Consider the following 17,409-nt stretch of genomic DNA (forward strand, 5'->3'; position numbering starts at 1 on the left):
CGGAAAGGTACCCGGGACTCAAACAGTGCTCGGGGCTAAAGAAAAAGCCCCGGCAAAGGCCGGGGCAGAAATCATTCCAGGTTTGCGCAGGTCTGCTGGCTTCCCAACAGACCTTCTGTTCCTCCCGGTGGCTCAATATCGGGGTCGCTGAGATCATCAGCGGAGCATGAGAGGAAAAAGGTGGAGCTCTCCACGCTCTCAGTACCATCGACTTCTATGGTTCCGGTCAACTCGACACCAATCCAGGCGCAATGGCTTTGCGGATAGATCAGGTCAAATCCAGCTGACCCATCACTGCTCGTGGTGACGGTTGGGCTGCTGGTTGTTGCAGAGTTGGTGGGCTCTAGTTCGTTGTTGGAGTTGCGGTCTTCGCCCTGATCAAGGACGCCGTTACCGTTGGTATCCTCCGTCGCACAGAAGATAGGCTGACTCGGTGAGATAGCCCAGTAGTCTTCGTTAACCACGATCCACTGTCCCTTCCTGTAGCCCGTGGGCAGAACGCTCAATTCAACGATGGCGTTTTCGACCGGTGCACCGTTGGAGTCGGTGACAATGGCTACAAACGGTTTCCGGTAACGGGCATCATCTGGTTCAAAAATGGTGTTGCCGGTGCCTATCGCCAGGCGAAGAGCCTGTCGTGCCACTGTGAGGAAAAGGGTGTCCTCGATCGTGCCCGCAACACTGGCGCGAATTTCAACGCCATTTCTTCCACTGCCAGCATTGCCCGCGTTGTAGGTGGTTTTCGCTTTGCCTGAAGAATCGGTGATGGCGGTGCTGCGGGAGAGGGAGCCACCGCTTCCGTCTTCAATAATGTTGAAGGTGACTTCCTGGTTCTTGACCAGATTATTGTTGGCGTCTCGGACCGTAGCGACGATTTCGGTTGGTTCGCCGAGGTCCAGCTGGGTTTGTTCAGCCTGTAGTGTGAGATCGTCCGGAATCGTTGCCACGAACTCAACCTGCAGATCTGTTTCGAGACCGGAGCTAGGATCCCGGGCGGTAATGGTTGCCGGACCAGCGTTAGTTGATGAAACCAGAATGGAGGCGGTGCCGCCGGAGGTCGAGGCGTTTCCATCGGCAGGGTCAAGGATTCCGCGAGTAGTGGAAAAGCTGACGGGCGTACCATCGGCGACGGCCTGGTTTTCCACCAGCCACTCGAGTGTAATTTCTGTCGGTGTGTTCAGGTTGATTTCGGGACCATTCACGGGCTCAAGTAAAGTGAAGCTGTCCGCCGCGATAGTCACTTCTTTTGAGGCAGACACTTCGCTCTGTCCGCTATAGGCAGAGGCAGTCACGATCTCGGTGCCAGCACGGCTCGAGGCGGAAAGCGCGACCTCAATGACGCCGTTGGTGCCTGTCTGGACATCACCTGACTGAAGATTGCCGAGGCTTGAGCTCACGGAGATGATCTGGTCGGGTATGCCATTGCCTTCCGAGTCAGTCAGAGAAATTCGGTATTGGGCCGTATCACCGAAGGAAACCGACGATGGACCAGCAATGCTGATCCCGGTTCCGCTAAAGCTGATGCTGACCTCATCTGTCACTCCGCCAGCTGTCACAGAAACCAGAGCAGATCGATTACGGGCATCGCCCGGTGTTACTCGCGCAAAAGCAAGCCCCGCCGCGTCAGTAACAGCCTGATCAATACGAAGAGACGCATTGCTGTCGACAGAGAAATCCACTGAAACGCCCTCGAGCAAGACGCCATTGCTGTCCTTGACCACAACCGTAAGCTCGGATTCAGAAGCGCTAGAGGTTCCGGTTTGTGTCGGGCTCGCAAGCAGATCAACTGTGCCGACCTGGACCTCTTCGTCGCCGCCTCCGGTACTACCGCCATCTCCCTGTTGCCCCGAAAGTGGCGTGCTGCCATCGCCACCCCCACAAGCTACCAAAAACAGCGCCAACGACATCGCGAGAGCGCGCGCAAGGAATTTCCCTGACATTTTTATTTCTCCAGTCTCAGTTTCAGCACTATGCACAACGCCTCGCAGACCTTACTTGCAAATCATAAAGTTACGGGGCTTTCATTAAATTGGTTTCTAACTCGCTGGAATCATAGCATAGCGATGGCGATTGCTATTGTGGAACGGCTCCAATTATTTAAAGAAATGTAATGGTGTGCCGTGGATCAACTTTTGCGGCGGTGTACTGGAGGTGGGCTGGATCAACTCGTTTCCAGCGGGTCAATATCGATGATCCAGCGTAATGACGTGGGCAGTCGCCTTGAGTCCAGATCTGCGCACAGCCGGGAAACAACCCGGTTAAGGTGACCCCGCCGGTCCGCCTGCAGGATCAGCTGGGCCCGGTGGCGGTCGGCCTTGCGGGCCAGTGCAGCAGGGAGCGGCCCCCATATCTCTACCGCATCATCGGTCAGTTGCTGGCGGATCTGGTCGAGAAAACCAAGGGCCTCTTCCATCGATGGTGCCTCGGCTCGGACAATGGCCATGGCCCGGAACGGGGGAAGGGCGGACTCCTGTCTTTCAGTCAGCAGCTGTTTCGCCATGGCCAGATAGTTCCCCCCCGCCAGCGATTGCAACAGTGGATGGTCACTGTGGCAGGTCTGGATCAGTACTTTGCCCGGCAGGCTGCCTCGGCCGGCGCGTCCACTCACCTGGAGCAGGGTTTGCACCATTTGTTCCGGTGCCCGGAAGTCAACGCTGAACAGGCCGCCATCAGCATTGATAACCACTACCAGGGTGATATTGTGAAAGTCGTGCCCCTTGGCCACCATCTGAGTGCCCACCAGGATGCAGGGGTTGCCCTCGTTGACCTGTGAGATGATGCTCTGGATGCTGCCCTTGCGCTGTGTGCTGTCCCGGTCAATCCTGAGCACCGGCGTTGCGGGAAAGGCGGTCGCGAGGACCTCCTCCGCCCGTTCGGTGCCCTGGCCAACCGGGTGACAGGCCTCGCTGTCGCACTTCGGGCAGTGGCGGAACGCCGGTTGCTGGTAATCGCAATGGTGGCAGCGCAGGGCCCGGTCCCGGCGGTGGTAAGTGAGACGGGTATCGCAATGGGGGCATTCAGCGATGTGCCCACAGTCGAAACACATGAGCACGGGAGAGTAACCACGCCGGTTGATATAGATCAGGACCTGCTGCCTCGCTTCCAGGGCCGCGCCAATGGCCTGTATCGCCGGCCTGGAGAGGCCTCCTTCCAATGGGCGACTGCGGATATCGAGCAGGCTGATAGTCGGCTCGGTCGCATTGCCGGCCCTTTCCGTCAGGTCCACCCTTGTGTACTTACCGGTCCGGGCGTTATGCAGAGATTCAAGCGAAGGCGTGGCAGAGCCCAGAATCACCGGGCAGTGGTTGCGCTGTGCACGGAACACCGCCATGTCCCGGGCGGAATACCGGAATCCCTCTCCCTGCTTATAGGAGCTGTCATGCTCCTCGTCCACGATGATGGCCTGCAACCGGGTGAACGGCAGCAATACCGCTGAACGGGTTCCGATCAGAATGACCGGCTCGCCGTTTCTGACCCTGAGCCAGGTCTCCAGTCGCTCCCGATCGTTAAGGGCGGAGTGCCAGACCACAATACGTCCGCCGAAGTACCGGCGGAAGCGGGCAACCGTCTGGGGCGTAAGATTGATTTCCGGTACCAGGACCAGTGCCTGGCCGGCGTCTTCGAGACGGTCCTGTAAATAATGAAGGTAGAGTTCGGTTTTGCCGCTTCCCGTAATTCCATAAAGTAGTGTGGCTGAAAAGCCGCATTCTTGGGGGAGGGCACGGAACGCTTCCTGCTGGGCGCCGGTCAGCGGCGGCAGGTTGCTTTCGGTTGTTGATGGCAACTGGTTGACGGCCGGCTTTTCAGCTGCCCGAACCAGTCCTTTTTGTCCGAGGCTGTGGAGTTGCGCCTTTGTGTAGCCCTGCTGTCGGAGTTGGCTCCACGGCACTGGACCTTCCGCCAACCGCAATTGCTCCATGAGTTCGCGTTGTCTGTGGGCGTTGGCCGGAAGGTTGGTGGAGCCGGAAACATCAATCAGCTGCCAGAAGCTTTCGGGAGCCGTGAGTTCTGCGGGTTGGCCGCGACGCAGGGCCGGAGGCAGCGCCATGAACAGACATTCGCCCAGAGGATGTTGGTAATAGCTCGCGGCCCAGCTGAGGAGTTCCAGAGTTTCCGGCGGCAGGGCCGGCCAGTTCTCCAGGGCAGCGCCCGCTGGTTTGAGTTCAAGCCCTGGCGGTGGCGTGACCCCGGTTTCAACGACGAGGCCAATAGCGGAGCGGGGGCCAAAGGGGACCCGCAATCGTTGACCCGGGCAGAGCTGCCTGCCCTCCGGCACCCAGTAGTCGAACAGTCGCCGGATAGGACGGTTTAAGGCAACGCGGACAGTCTGGCTCACGATGGCTCCGGGCCTGATGGGCAAGTGTTTCGGGCGACGCGTATCTTGCGAAAAAGGCGATTTGCCAGTAAGATGCGCGGTCTGTTTGAGGCGGGGTTGATTGTGCCCTGTCTGTCCACTGGATTCAAACATGCGGTGCCCGGCATCAAGGCCCTGAAATGCGTCGAAAAACGGCTTTCAGGACTGGATGACCGGGTGGCGGCATGACCCGGAAGAGGTTCGCCATGAAAGAAGGTATTCACCCGAAGTACGAAGAAATCACCGCAACCTGCAGCTGCGGTAATGTAATCAAGACCCGTTCCACTGTGGGCCAGAACCTGCAACTGGACGTGTGCTCCCAGTGTCACCCCTTTTATACCGGTAAGCAGAAGGTGATGGACACTGGTGGTCGGATCGATCGCTTCCAGAAGCGCTTCGGTGGCCGCATTGGTGGCAAGAAGAGCTGATTCCGGACTGCCGGCGTTACGCCGGCAGGGCGATATCGAAAAGCACCCCTCGGGGTGCTTTTTTTTGTGGGCCTTTGGCGGAACCGTGTAGCGGGTAATACGTATTCAGGCCCTTGTTTGATAGCATGCTTCGGGTCATAATGGCGCGCTAATTTCGCATCGGGCCGAGGAATACGGCCTTCTGCGGACAATGAAGAAGGGAGATGCGGATAATGGCCGGCAGAACTGCCGATCGGATGTCTGCAGCAACGTATCTCCATCCCTTTTTAACGTGACAAACGGAACAGTGGCAATGTCTCAAGATCTGAAAGAAGCAGCCCTTGAATATCACGCCCAGCCGCGGCCGGGTAAGCTGAGTGTTGAAATCACCAAGCCGACCCAGACTTCCCGCGATCTCTCTCTGGCGTACAGCCCCGGGGTTGCCGAACCGGTCCGCGAGATCGCAAAGGACCCCGAGAATGCATACAAGTACACCGGCAAGGGCAACCTTGTTGCGGTGATCTCCGATGGCACCGCTATCCTGGGCCTCGGCAATCTCGGCCCGCTGGCCAGCAAGCCGGTGATGGAAGGGAAAGGCGTACTGTTCAAGCGCTTTGCCGGTATCGACGTGTTCGACATTGAGGTGAACTCCGAAAGTCCTCAGGCGTTCATTGAAACCGTGGAGCGGATTGCTGACACCTTTGGCGGCATCAATCTCGAAGACATCAAGGCACCCGAATGCTTCGAGATCGAGCGTGCCCTGATTGAAAAGTGCAGCGTGCCCATCTTCCACGATGATCAGCATGGAACCGCCATCGTAACCGCGGCGGGCATGCTGAATGCCCTGGAGCTGCAGGGCAAGAAGATCGAGGAAGCCAAAGTCGTCTGCCTGGGTGCCGGTGCAGCTGCCATTGCCTGCATGAAGCTGCTGGTAAGCTGTGGTGTTCGCTCCGAGAACATCTTCATGCTGGATCGCAAGGGTGTGATCCATGCGGGCCGCGATGATCTTAACCAGTACAAGGCGATGTTCGCCAACGACACCGATCGTCGTACTCTCGACGACGCCATCGAAGGCGCGGATGTGTTCCTGGGGCTGTCCGGCCCCGACCTGTTCTCTGTTGAGCAGTTGAACAAGATGGCACCGAATCCGATCATATTTGCGTGCTCCAATCCGGATCCGGAAATCAAGCCGGAGCTGGCCCTGGCGGCGCGTAGTGATCTGATCATGGCGACCGGGCGTTCCGACTATCCGAACCAGGTGAACAACGTGCTTGGCTTCCCGTTCATCTTCCGTGGTGCCCTGGATGTCCGCGCCACGGCGATCAATGAAGAGATGAAGGTCGCTGCGGTACACGCCATCCGTGAACTGGCCAAGGAGCCGGTTCCTGCTGAAATCTGCGAGGCCTATGGTGTGGACAAATTCGAGTTCGGTAAGCAGTACATCATTCCCAAGCCGATGGATGTCCGGCTGCTGGATGTAGTGCCGGCGGCAGTCGCCCGTGCGGCCGTGGACTCGGGAGTGGCTCGCAAAGGCTATCCCGAGCACTACCCGCTCAAGTCCATGGATGACATTCGCTGATATTCAGCGTGTCATTCCATAAAAAAACCGACGGTTTTCACCGTCGGTTTTTTTATGCCCGCTCCCCTGGGGGCGATGTCTTGGGCCTGGTTCCGCCGCTGTGTATCAGAACAGGTTGCGGGGCAGGTTGGCGTCCTCGCTGTCGCCGCTAAGCCCGTTGCTGGCCCTTTCCTCTGGCTGATTCTCCTCGCGGAAAATTTCGAAAACGGCATTTTCCTGCCCAGGACTTGCCCGCTCGCCGGTATTGGGGTCGATGCGCACGCGAACGATTCCGGGAGGTTGCTCCATGTTGGCTGCAGGCATGTCCTCGAGGGCGACGCGCATGTAGTCGATCCAGACAGGTAGGGCCGCCGTGCTGCCGAATTCCCGGGCACCCAGAGTGGCGGGCTGGTCGAAGCCGACCCACGTGGTGGTGGCGAGTTCATGATTGAAGCCGGAGAACCAGGCATCCTTTTGTTCATTTGTGGTGCCGGTTTTGCCAGCAAGATCGTCCCTCTCCAATACCTGGGCCGCGGTTCCGGTACCCTGCTTGATGACATCTTTCAGCATGGAATGGAGAATATAGACGGCCCGTGCATTGGCCAGACGCTCCGCTACCCGAATTGCCGGAAAGCCCACCTCGACAGTTGGCGTGCTTTCCCGAAGCTGATCGCAGTCACTGTCGCAGAGGATCGCCGGTGGGGCCTCAAAAAGCAGCCGGCCTTCGCTGTCTTCGATGGACTGTATCAGGTATGGGTGTACGTCGTAGCCTCCATTGGCAACCACGGCGAATGCCCGGGCCATGTCCATAGGGGTCATTGAGCCGCTCCCCAGGGCCAGGGAAAGATCCCGGTTCAGATGGTCCGTGGGGATGTCGAGCTGGCGTAGATAGTCGATAGTAGTGCCGATGCCAAGATCCTGGAGCAATCGGATGGATACCAGATTGCGGGACCGATAAAGTGCTTCCCGTAAACGGGTCGGGCCCCGGAACTCGCCGCCGGCGTTCTTCGGGCGCCATCCTGGCTCCATGCTTTCTGTTTCCTGGACGATAGGGGCATCATTATAGATGGTGGCTGGTGTCATGCCCTGCTCAAGGGCGGCCAGGTAAATGAAGGGCTTGAAGATTGATCCGGGCTGGCGCATGGCCTGCGTTGCCCGATTGTATTTAGTCTGGCTGAAGCTGTAGCCGCCGGAGAGAGCCAGAATGGCGCCGTTTCTGGCATCCAGGGAGACCAGGGCGCCCTGGACATCCGGGATCTGGCTCAGGGACATGGCGACCGGCTTGATGACAGGTACGGGTTCTGCTGCCAGGCTGTCGGTGACTGACTCACCGTCTTCCGTTAACGGGGCGGCTTCAGTCGCAGTCGGCTCCCGTCGGGCGTACACAATATCGCCGACGGAAAGGACATCCGAGACCTTGCTTGGCTCGGGGCCCACACTGTTGACGCTCCGATATGGACGAGCCCAGGTCATGGCTTCAAAAGGTATGAATCCTTCGCCCAGATGCCTGGAATACACCTTGGCGTTCTGTTCGTCTTCGTCTATCGAAATGACGAGAACCGGATAGAGTTCTTCCACCTTGGGGTGGTTGTCCAGGGCCTCCCGGTAAGCGTCTTCGTCCGCGGGTACGACGTCTGAGGTGTCCACGGGGCCGCGGTAGCCATGGCGGCGGTCGTATGCTTCAAGGCCTGCCTGCAGCGCTGATGTGGCTGCTGTCTGGTTCTCGCTCTTGACGGTGAGTGTTACCCGGAAACCGTCGTTATAGGCAGCCTCTCCATAGCGAGCGACCATTTCGGAACGGGCCATTTCCGCGACATAGTCCCCGCTTACTTCGGTTTTGGGAGCGTTATAGTGCGCGGTCAGCGGTGCGTTTATGGCCGTCTCGTAGTCATCGGGTTGAATGTACCCGAGGTCGAGCATCCGCCCGATGATCCAGTTGCGCCGGGTTAGGGCCCGCTCCGGGTTGGCCAGGGGATTGAAGGCGGAGGGGGCCTTGGGCAGGCCGGCGAGCATGGCCATTTGTGCCAGGTCAAGATCCTCCACCGACTTGCCATAGTAGACTTGGGCTGCTGCCGCCAGACCATAGGCACGGTTACCAAGGTAAATCTTGTTCAGGTACAGCTGAAGAATCTGTTGCTTGGTGAGTTCCTGTTCGATCTGGAGGGCCAGGAGAATCTCGTTGAATTTGCGGGCGAAAGTCCGGTCACGGGTGAGAAAATAGTTCTTGGCAACCTGCATGGTGATGGTGCTGCCACCGGATTGGATTTCACCGGTGGAGGCCAGCTCCACGGCGGCCCGGGTCAGGCCGATGATGTCCACGCCGAAATGCTCGTAGAAGCGTGAGTCTTCTGCCGCGAGGAAGGCCTGGAGCTGGCGTTCGGGGATTTGGTCGATTGTGACAGGCGTCCTTCTCTTTTCCCCGAATTCTGCTATTAATGCGTCATCTGAAGTGTAGATCCTCAGTGGCGTCTGCAGGCGGGTATCGAGTAACTGGTGCACCGGTGGAAGGCCGGGCCGAAGGTGGAGATAGAAGCCAGCGGCAATGAGCATGGCGCAACTGACCCCCAGAATGGCCAGCCAGAGAAAGAAGCGTGATGCTGTAATCAGTCGGGACATTTTTTTCTGACAACTATTGGATATATGGCTATCATTTGAGAAATCGCTTTAGGTGTGAGACTGATTCGGCAGCCTGAAGTTCGCAACCTCTCAAAAACAATGAGAGGGCATTGTAGACACAAAAAGACAGAAATTCTCTTACATAAAAATTATATACAGGGAACTGCTACGCAGTACTGGAAGAATCAGGGCGTAATAGCAGTCAGGCCAGGGTTTTGGCTGGAGTCTGGCGTCGTCAGGCGAAAGGTTGTCCAGGTATAGGGTGAGCGCGTGTTCGGATTACCAGGAAAAAAATCCAGTACGGTTCTGGGTGTGGACATCAGTTCAAGCTCGGTCAAGTTACTGGAACTCTCTAAGCAAGGCAGTCGGTTCAAGGTTGAAAGTCATGCCGTGGAGCCGCTGCCGGCAAACGCTGTGGTTGAAAAGAATGTTACCGACGTCGAAGCGGTTGGCGACGCCATTAAACGTGTCGTCGGCAAGGCCCGTACTGGTGTAAAGCAGGCCGCGGTTGCGGTTTCCGGGTCGGCTGTCATTACCAAGGTCATTCAGATGAATTCCGGTCTCAACGAGTTTGAGATGGAAGACCAGATAGCGCTTGAGGCCGATCAATACATTCCCTATCCGCTTGATGAGGTCGCCATCGACTTCGAGGTTCAGGGACCCTCCGATTCCAACCCCGATCAGGTCGATGTTCTGCTTGCTGCCTGCCGTAAGGAGAACGTCGACATTCGCGAGGATGCGCTGGAAATTGCCGGCCTGACAGCCAAGATCGTGGACGTTGAGGCCTATGCGCTGGAACGCGCCTATTCGCTTATCGAACCGCAGTTGGACTCTCATGGCGAGGAACTCGTCGTGGCCATCGTTGATATAGGCGCCACCATGACGACCCTCAGTGTGCTGGCGGGGGGCAAGACCGTGTACACCCGGGAGCAGATCTTCGGCGGCAAGCAACTGACCGAGGAAATCCAGCGCCGTTATGGTCTGTCAGTGGAAGAGGCCGGTCTCGCCAAGAAGCAGGGAGGCTTGCCTGACGACTACGAGGCGGAAGTGCTTGAGCCCTTCCGTGAGGCAGTGGTGCAGCAGGTCGCCCGGGCGCTCCAGTTCTTTTTCGGAGCGAGCCAGTACAACGCGGTGGATTACGTTCTCCTCGCCGGCGGTACAGCCTCGATACAGGGGCTGGCGGAAATGGTGGAGGAGAAGGCGGCGACCACGACGATTGTCGCCAATCCTTTTTCTGAGATGGCAGTAGGCTCCCGGGTCAACGCATCGGCTCTGGCCAATGACGCACCCTCACTGATGATTGCCTGCGGACTGGCAATGAGGAGCTTCGACTGATGGCAAAAATCAACCTCAGACCCTGGCGGGAAGAGCTCAGGGCAGAGAAGCAGAAACGTTTCGTTGCGACCCTGCTGGGCGCAGCCATTGTGGCCGCGGGGCTGGTCTTTCTGTGGAAGACCGACATGGACAACCGCATCGCCTACCAGGAATCCCGCAACAGTTATATCGAGGCAGCCTCGAAACAACTGGACAGCCAGATCCGGGAAATCGAGGAGCTGCGCAAGCGGCGCGAAGAACTGCTGGCCCGCATGGAGGTGATCCAGGATTTGCAGGGCAAGCGACCGGTCATCGTGCGGGTATTTGATGAATTGGTGCGAACCCTGCCGGAAGGCCTGTTTTACAAGGATCTGGGCAAAAAAGGAGAAACGCTGAGTATTGTCGGTATGGCGGAATCCAACAGCCGTATCTCTACGTTGATGCGGAACTTCGAGGGATCCGACTGGTTCAGTAATCCCAATCTGAACAATGTGGCCGCCGCGGACAGTCAGCGGGCCGGCTACAGCGAATTTAACATGTCGGTGAGTCAGACCACACCGGAGCCGGAAGAGGAGAGCAACCAGTGAGCCTGTCGGACTCTCTCAAAAGCCTGAATGAATTCGACATCAATGACCTTGATGTCAACAATGCCGGTATCTGGCCGGCACCCGTCAAGTTTATCGTGGTGTTGATCGTCGTTGGCCTGATTGTGGGTGGCGGATACTGGTTCTTTATCAAGGACCAGTATGCCCAGCTTGAGCGGGTCGAGCGCCAGGAGGCCGAGTTGCGCCAGGAATATGAGCGCAAGGCTTATCAGGTGGCGAACCTGGAAGTCTTCAAGCAGCAGATGGCGGAAATGGAAGAGACCTTCGGCGCTCTGGTGCGCCAGTTGCCCAGCGACACAGAGGTGCCGGGCCTGCTGGAGGATATCACCAACACCGCCCTGGGAAGTGGTTTGTCATTGCAGGAAATCCAGTTGCAGAGTGAGCAGCGCCGCGATTTTTACGTGGAGTTGCCCATCAATATCCAGGTAAGTGGCTCCTACCATGAGCTGGCTTCGTTCGTCAGCAGCGTTGCCGGCCTTCCGCGGATTGTGACGCTGCATGATTTTTCCATCAAACCACGCAGCGATAATGCGGATCAGCTCGATATGCAGGTCGTCGCAAAAACCTACCGCTACCGGGATGGAGAGTGATCATGGCACGACAGCATGCATTCAAAGCCTCTCTGGCAGCCTTCCTGGTTTCCGCTCTGGCTGGCTGCACCCAGGACACCGGTTTTTCGGATCTGGACCGTTTCATGGAGGAAACACGGGCCAAGCCCCGGGGACATGTGGAACCCTTGCCCGAGTTCAAGGCTTATGAGGCTTTCACCTACTCGGCGGCGGACCGTCGGTCGCCCTTCGAGCCCCCGATTGATGTCCAGTTGACCATGGTCGACCAGGCCCCGGAAAGCACCGTTGAGCCGGACCTTGATCGCCCCCGCGAGGTGCTTGAAAACTACGGGTTGACCGAACTTGAGATGGTCGGGACACTCGCCAGCGCCGAAGGCAACCTGTTTGCCCTGATCGAAGACCCGGATGGGGGAATCCATCGAGTGCGTCGAGGCAACTACATGGGCAATAACTATGGCCGCATCATTGGAATCAGTGAGACCAGGGTGGAACTGCTGGAAATTGTACCCAACGGCCAGGGGGGATGGGTTGAGAGGCCCCGAACCCTGTCCCTGGAAGAAGAAGGCTAGGGAGCGGCAGGCATGAACAAACACAGAAACGCGCAAGTACAACAAGTTTTGGGGTCGAGGCTAGCGATGTTCAGAAAATTCACGGTATGGATGAGCGCGGCGACACTGGCAATGACAGCCAGTCTGGCCAATGCGGCAACGCTTCAGGACGTGGAGTTCTCCTCGCTCTCTGGCGACCGCACCGAAGTAGTGCTGAGTTTCGATGGCGTACCTCCAGAGCCCACGGGCTACACCATTGAAAGGCCCGCCCGGATTGCGATTGACCTGAGGGATACAGACAGTGCCCTCGACAGTCGCAATATGTCTCTGGGCGGTGGCAACACCCAGAGCATGACAGTGGTCGAAACCAAGGACAGAACCCGGCTTATCTTTAATCTGGTGGAATTGGCCCAGTACGAAACCCGGCGCGAAGGAAATCAGCTGGTGATCACCATTGGTGACGGGGATGCCAGCGTGGCTGATGTGTCCTCAGCCTCTGGCAGGTCCGCGACTTCTGGCTCTTCCCGCTCTGGCGCAGCCTCTTCCTCATCGGTTTCCGGCGATGCCATCGCAGGCATCGATTTCCGCCGTGGGACCGATGGCGAAGGCCGAATCATCATCGACCTGTCCAATAGCCGTGTACCGGTGGCGTTGAGTGAACTCGGGGGTCGCATCCGCCTGGTAATGGACGACACCCAGGTGCCATCCGAGCTTCGTCGTCGATTGGATGTGACTGATTTCGCGACGCCGGTAACCCGCATCGATACCTACACGGAGGGCGGTGACGCAATTGTCGAGATTCATCCCGAGGGTGCCTATGACTACCTGGCGTACCAGGCCGGAGATCAGTTTACCGTCAGTGTAGAGCCGCTGACTGAAGAGGAGGCTGAGCGCCGCCGCGAGGAGAAGTTCCCCTACACCGGCGACAAGCTGTCTCTGAACTTCCAGGATATTGAAGTCCGCTCCGTTCTTCAGCTGATTGCCGATTTTACCGGTCTGAACCTGGTGGCCAGTGACACCGTATCCGGCAGCATCACCTTGCGCCTGCAGAACGTTCCCTGGGATCAGGCCCTCGACCTGATTCTCAAGACCAAGGGCCTGGACAAGCGCCAGATCGGTAACGTTCTGCTGGTGGCTCCCGCCGAGGAAATCGCTGCCCGGGAGCGCCTCGAGCTCGAAACCAGCAAGCAGATCGCCGAGCTTGCGCCGGTTCGCCTGGAAATTATCCAGGTCAACTACGCGAAAGCGTCAGATATCGTCGAGCTGATCCGGGCGGACGAGGAACTGATATCCGACCGTGGATTTATTTCGTCCGACGATCGCACCAACACCATCAGTGTTCGTGAAACCTCTGAGAAGCTGGAAGAGATCCGTCGTCTGGTCAATACCTGGGATATTGCGGTGCGCCAGGTGTCCATCGAGGCCCGGATTGTGCGTGCCCAGACCAATGTGGCGGAAAGTCTCGGCATTCGCTGGGGTGGCGCCGCCTACGACGTCAGCGGTGACGATGTTTTCACCGTGGGTGGCAGTCTTGGAACCCTTCAGGAGGCCCGTGATGCGGCGGCCGGAGGCAGTGGTGTCATCAATTTCCCGGACGCACTATCGGTGGATCTGGGCGTAACCGGTGACGGCGCATCATCCTTTGCCATCGGCTGGGGCAGCTCCGACTTCCTGGTGGACCTGGAGCTGTCCGCCCTGGAAAGCGATGGCAAGGCGGAGCTTGTGTCGCAACCACGTGTTGTCACGGCCGACCGGCAAACCGCCACCATCAAGTCCGGTGAGGAAATCCCGTATCAGGAGGCGTCCTCCAGTGGTGCCACCTCGGTCTCTTTCAAGGAAGCGGTCCTGTCTCTGGAAGTTACCCCCCAGATTACGCCGGACAACAAGATCATCATGGATCTGCGCGTGAGCCAGGATTCCCGTGGTCAGGAAACCGCTGGTATCCCGAGCATCAACACCAACGAAGTGACTACCCAGGTACTGGTGGGCAATGGAGAAACCGTGGTACTCGGCGGCATCTTCCAGTCGGAGGTCTCCACGACCATTACAAAGACTCCCTTCCTGGGTGACATCCCGTACGTGGGCGCACTGTTCCGTCGCACCAACAATATCGACGAGCGCAGTGAACTGCTGATTTTCATCACACCGAAGATCATGCGGGGGGATCTGGTCAACTGACCCGGTTCCAAGCTGAAAAAGCCGCCGCGTGACACCGGCGGCTTTTTTGCGTTTGTGGTATCCTCAGCGGCCTGTAGAGTCGGGAGCGTAACAATGCCGTTACCAAAACGAATTGTGCTGGTTGGCCCCATGGGAGCCGGGAAAAGCACTATCGGACGCCATCTTGCCAGGGAGCTCGGATACCGTTTTCTGGATACGGATCGTATGATCGAGGAGCGTTGCGGGGCGGACATTCCCTGGATTTTTGACGTTGAGGGTGAAGAGGGCTTTCGTCAGCGGGAGTCGGCAATGATCCGGGAGCTGGCGGACACGGGTGCCTCGGTGCTGGCAACTGGTGGCGGTGCGGTGATGAAGCAGGAGAACCTGCCCTGGCTGAAACACGATGCCATAGTGGTCTACCTCAAAGCCTCCCTGGAGCAGCAGATCGAACGTACACGCAAAGACCGCAATCGGCCGCTGCTTCAGAACGAGGATCCCGAGGGTGTGTTACGTCGGCTGTTCGAGTTACGGGACCCCATCTATACCGAACTGGCCGACGTAGTAATGCAGACAGACCGGAAGAGCCCGAGGCTGGTGGTACGCCAGATCATAAACCGTCTGAACCCCCGAACACCAAGGCAGCGTCGCAAAGTGAACAAAGAGGATAGAAATCATGCCTGAAGTGTTTCGGGAACTCCGGGTGGAGTTGGAAGAGCGCGCCTATCCCATTCTTATTGGCAAGGGATTACTTGGGCACCGCGATCTGACACCGTTCGTTTCCGGCAGGCAGATCATGATCGTCACCAACACGACGGTGGCGCCCCTGTACCTGGAAAGCGCCAAGCAGAGTTTTCCCGGCTGCCAGGTAGATGAGGTCATATTGCCGGACGGCGAGGTCCACAAGAACTGGGAGGTCCTGAACCGGATTTTCGATGCGTTGCTCGAAAAACGGCATTCACGAAAGACTACGCTGGTGGCGTTGGGCGGGGGCGTGGTCGGCGATATGACCGGTTTTGCGGCTGCCTGTTATCAGCGGGGGGTTGGTTTTATCCAGATCCCCACCACGTTACTGGCCCAGGTGGATTCTTCAGTGGGGGGCAAGACCGGCATCAATCATCCGCTCGGCAAGAACATGATCGGGGCCTTCCATCAGCCAGGTTGCGTTCTCATTGATACCGACACCCTGAAGACCCTCCCGGCTCGTGAAGTCTCCGCGGGCCTTGCGGAAGTCATCAAATACGGATTTATCCAGGACCGGGAGTTTATTGGCTGGCTGGAAGAGAACATTGGCGCATTGAAAGCGCTCGATGCGAGAGCGCTGACCGAGGCCATCTATCGCTCCTGCCGCTGTAAAGCCGATGTGGTGGCCAAGGACGAACGGGAAGGGGGGCTGCGTGCAATTCTCAACCTTGGCCATACCTTTGGCCACGCCATTGAGACCCATGCGGGCTACGGTAACTGGCTTCATGGCGAAGCCGTTGGCGCAGGTATGGTGATGGCAGCCCACCTTTCCCTTCGACTGGGCACCCTCACCGAGGAGGAATACCGTCGGGTGGAGTCCATTGTGGCCGCTGCGGAGTTACCTATGCGGGCCCCTGAGGGCATGACGCCCCGGAATTTTCTGGATTTGATGGCGGTGGATAAGAAGAATGTGGATGGCAATCTTCGCCTGGTGCTCCTGCGTTCCCTCGGTGATGCCGAGGTAACAGCGGATTTCCCTCAGTCAGAATTGATGTCAACACTGGAAGCGTTCTGTAAGTGAGGTTGTTCCGGCACAGGAGACGGGCGAGGGAATGACTGACAGTATCAACAGCCTGGAAGGGGGTGGATTGTTTCTCCGCCTGCAGGAGCGCTTTGGCCTGCGGGAAGACCCACTGGCCATGGAGTCGCCTTTCTATCCCGGAGCCCAGCGTCAGCATGTTCTGGAAACGCTCAGGCACCTATGCGGGTTTGGTGATCTGGCGTTGCTGATGACGGGCGGTCGTGGGGCTGGCAAGACCCGACTTCTCGGTGAGTTGGTTCGCAGTGAAGGTTCAAGACTGGAGTTCCATCGACTCGCGGCGGGACGTATCGAATCGCCGGAGGCGTTGGTTCGGTCGCTGTTTCAGAGCCTTGGTCGGCAGGCGCCGGAGGGCGTTTCGCCCCGAGAGGCGTTGAAACGTTTTTTCGCTCGTTCCGAGGAAGCAACCCGTAAGGGGCGGCGGCAGATTCTGCTGATTGACGATGCGGGCCAGGCGGCACCTGGAGCCCTGCGCCTGCTATTGGAAACCTTCCAGGACAGTGACCGTGGAGCGGCCGCAGTCCCGGTTCTGGCGGGAACTGAGGACTTGCCGGAATACCTTGGCGGCGAGGCGTTCGAAGAAAGGCTGGTCTGTCTGCACAGGCTGTCGCTCCCGCCGCTGGGGCGCGATGACATCCGTCAGTACCTGGAACCCCGGCTGGCCCGGGCTGGCGGAAAAGCGGACGAGCTTCTGTCCGCCCGTCGACTTGAGCAGTTGGCGGCCACAAGCCAGGGCAGTATCGGTCGGCTGCAACGGATCGCTCCGGCGGTGTGGCTGGGCATGTCGTCCTCGCCGGCCAGCAGGAGCAGGGCAAATACCGGTTTCCCCTTCGGTTATCTGCGATGGGCCGGGCTCGCGGTTGTGTTGCTCGGCGCCTCCTGGTGGCTGGTGTCATCTCAGTACGACCGGACCGTGGAGAAGGAGAGCGTCCGATCAGAAGAGGCTCCCCAGCGCACTCGCGCCATCATCTCCATCGGACCTGAAACGGAGGCGGAACCAAATCAGCAGGATGCGGTCGAACCGGAGGGAATTAACGGGTACTCTGCGCCGGATCCGGCTGACACACTCCCGGGTGGCCCTGATACAGGGGAGTCGCCTGTTGACGGAAGGAGTGAGGATCCTTTCACTGCCCCAGAGCCAGAGCCAGAGCCAGAGCCAGAGCCAGAGCCAGAGCCAGAGCCAGAGCCAGAGCCATTCGAACCGGCGATGCCTGAGCGGTTCGTGACCAGAGAGGTCGTCAACAGGCAGCCCGGGTATACGGCGCAGTTGGTGGCCGGCTATGAGGAGAACACGGCGATCCAGTTCCTCCGTCGGTATTCCGACCTGGAAAGCCTGCGTTACACCCGCAGTCAACGGAATGGACGGGACTGGTTTGTGGTCTACCTTGGTCAGTATGATTCCATGGAATCGCTACGGTCGTCTCTGGAGAAACTGCCGTCGTCGATTCGGTCTCAACAGCCCTGGGTCAGGGCTTTGAACGATATCTAGGCGACGTCTGAG

The 17,409-nt window shown here is 58.3% G+C and carries 13 protein-coding genes; 10 read left to right on the forward strand and 3 right to left on the reverse strand.

Annotated features, from left to right (window positions below; translation table 11 throughout):
• Window positions 1–71 precede the first annotated feature (71 nt).
• Together BM346_RS17425 and BM346_RS17430 are read right to left on the reverse strand one after the other, a co-directional pair.
• The gene (locus BM346_RS17425; RefSeq protein ID WP_092016352.1) at window positions 72–1,940 is read right to left on the reverse strand and encodes an Ig-like domain-containing protein; all 1,869 of its coding nucleotides are present in this window, start codon (window positions 1,938–1,940) and stop codon (window positions 72–74) included.
• A gap of 221 nt (window positions 1,941–2,161) precedes the next feature.
• Complete coding sequence (locus BM346_RS17430; protein ID WP_227663031.1) at window positions 2,162–4,336, reverse strand: primosomal protein N'; 2,175 nt, start codon at window positions 4,334–4,336, stop codon at window positions 2,162–2,164.
• A 224-nt stretch (window positions 4,337–4,560) separates the two neighbouring features.
• Here BM346_RS17430 and rpmE point away from each other — a divergent pair, with 224 nt between their 5' ends.
• Window positions 4,561–4,782: a 50S ribosomal protein L31 gene (rpmE, locus tag BM346_RS17435; protein WP_092016551.1), complete on the forward strand. Its 222-nt coding sequence runs from the start codon at window positions 4,561–4,563 to the stop codon at window positions 4,780–4,782.
• A gap of 292 nt (window positions 4,783–5,074) precedes the next feature.
• Complete coding sequence (locus BM346_RS17440) at window positions 5,075–6,340, forward strand: malic enzyme-like NAD(P)-binding protein (RefSeq protein WP_092016358.1); 1,266 nt, start codon at window positions 5,075–5,077, stop codon at window positions 6,338–6,340.
• Window positions 6,341–6,445: 105 nt separating this feature from the next.
• On the opposite strand, the gene BM346_RS17445 is transcribed toward BM346_RS17440, so the two are convergent.
• Window positions 6,446–8,926 carry a penicillin-binding protein 1A gene (locus BM346_RS17445; protein WP_406812911.1) on the reverse strand — a complete coding sequence of 827 codons (2,481 nt, stop codon included), beginning with the start codon at window positions 8,924–8,926 and terminating at the stop codon, window positions 6,446–6,448.
• Between the two features lie 279 nt (window positions 8,927–9,205).
• Here BM346_RS17445 and BM346_RS17450 point away from each other — a divergent pair, with 279 nt between their 5' ends.
• The 8 genes from BM346_RS17450 to BM346_RS17995 all read left to right on the forward strand — a co-directional run bounded on the left by BM346_RS17450 (window position 9,206) and on the right by BM346_RS17995 (window position 17,397).
• Window positions 9,206–10,270: a pilus assembly protein PilM gene (locus BM346_RS17450; RefSeq protein WP_092016366.1), complete on the forward strand. Its 1,065-nt coding sequence runs from the start codon at window positions 9,206–9,208 to the stop codon at window positions 10,268–10,270.
• A complete protein-coding gene (locus BM346_RS17455; protein ID WP_092016369.1) occupies window positions 10,270–10,836 on the forward strand; it encodes a PilN domain-containing protein in 567 nt (188 codons plus the stop codon). Before BM346_RS17450 ends, BM346_RS17455 begins: the two co-directional genes overlap by 1 nt.
• Window positions 10,833–11,444, forward strand: a complete 612-nt coding sequence (locus BM346_RS17460) for a type IV pilus inner membrane component PilO (protein WP_092016372.1) — start codon at window positions 10,833–10,835, stop codon at window positions 11,442–11,444. Before BM346_RS17455 ends, BM346_RS17460 begins: the two co-directional genes overlap by 4 nt.
• Window positions 11,445–11,446: 2 nt before the next feature.
• On the forward strand, window positions 11,447–11,992 hold the full coding sequence (locus BM346_RS17465) for a pilus assembly protein PilP (RefSeq protein WP_092016375.1): 546 nt from the start codon (window positions 11,447–11,449) through the stop codon (window positions 11,990–11,992).
• Between the two features lie 66 nt (window positions 11,993–12,058).
• On the forward strand, window positions 12,059–14,149 hold the full coding sequence (gene pilQ / locus BM346_RS17470; RefSeq protein ID WP_227663030.1) for a type IV pilus secretin PilQ: 2,091 nt from the start codon (window positions 12,059–12,061) through the stop codon (window positions 14,147–14,149).
• Between the two features lie 93 nt (window positions 14,150–14,242).
• A complete protein-coding gene (gene aroK, locus BM346_RS17475) occupies window positions 14,243–14,809 on the forward strand; it encodes a shikimate kinase AroK (RefSeq protein WP_092016380.1) in 567 nt (188 codons plus the stop codon).
• Entirely contained in the window at window positions 14,802–15,890 is a 1,089-nt protein-coding gene (gene aroB / locus BM346_RS17480) for a 3-dehydroquinate synthase (protein WP_092016382.1), read from the forward strand. Before aroK ends, aroB begins: the two co-directional genes overlap by 8 nt.
• Before the next feature lie 31 nt (window positions 15,891–15,921).
• The gene (locus tag BM346_RS17995; RefSeq protein WP_139229957.1) at window positions 15,922–17,397 is read left to right on the forward strand and encodes an AAA family ATPase; all 1,476 of its coding nucleotides are present in this window, start codon (window positions 15,922–15,924) and stop codon (window positions 17,395–17,397) included.
• The last annotated feature ends 12 nt before the right edge of the window (window positions 17,398–17,409 follow it).

The sequence above is a fragment of the Marinobacter daqiaonensis genome, assembly GCF_900115285.1.
Lineage (GTDB): Bacteria > Pseudomonadota > Gammaproteobacteria > Pseudomonadales > Oleiphilaceae > Marinobacter > Marinobacter daqiaonensis.

What these genes read in the sequence shown, in the direction of transcription:
- BM346_RS17425 (WP_092016352.1), bottom strand. Translation starts at nt 1,940, where the DNA reads ATGTCAGGGAAATTCCTTGCGCGCGCTCTCGCGATGTCGTTGGCGCTG.
- rpmE (WP_092016551.1), top strand. Translation starts at nt 4,561, where the DNA reads ATGAAAGAAGGTATTCACCCGAAGTACGAAGAAATCACCGCAACCTGC.
- BM346_RS17440 (WP_092016358.1), top strand. Translation starts at nt 5,075, where the DNA reads ATGTCTCAAGATCTGAAAGAAGCAGCCCTTGAATATCACGCCCAGCCG.
- BM346_RS17455 (WP_092016369.1), top strand. Translation starts at nt 10,270, where the DNA reads ATGGCAAAAATCAACCTCAGACCCTGGCGGGAAGAGCTCAGGGCAGAG.
- BM346_RS17465 (WP_092016375.1), top strand. Translation starts at nt 11,447, where the DNA reads ATGGCACGACAGCATGCATTCAAAGCCTCTCTGGCAGCCTTCCTGGTT.
- pilQ (WP_227663030.1), top strand. Translation starts at nt 12,059, where the DNA reads ATGTTCAGAAAATTCACGGTATGGATGAGCGCGGCGACACTGGCAATG.
- aroK (WP_092016380.1), top strand. Translation starts at nt 14,243, where the DNA reads ATGCCGTTACCAAAACGAATTGTGCTGGTTGGCCCCATGGGAGCCGGG.
- aroB (WP_092016382.1), top strand. Translation starts at nt 14,802, where the DNA reads ATGCCTGAAGTGTTTCGGGAACTCCGGGTGGAGTTGGAAGAGCGCGCC.
- BM346_RS17995 (WP_139229957.1), top strand. Translation starts at nt 15,922, where the DNA reads ATGACTGACAGTATCAACAGCCTGGAAGGGGGTGGATTGTTTCTCCGC.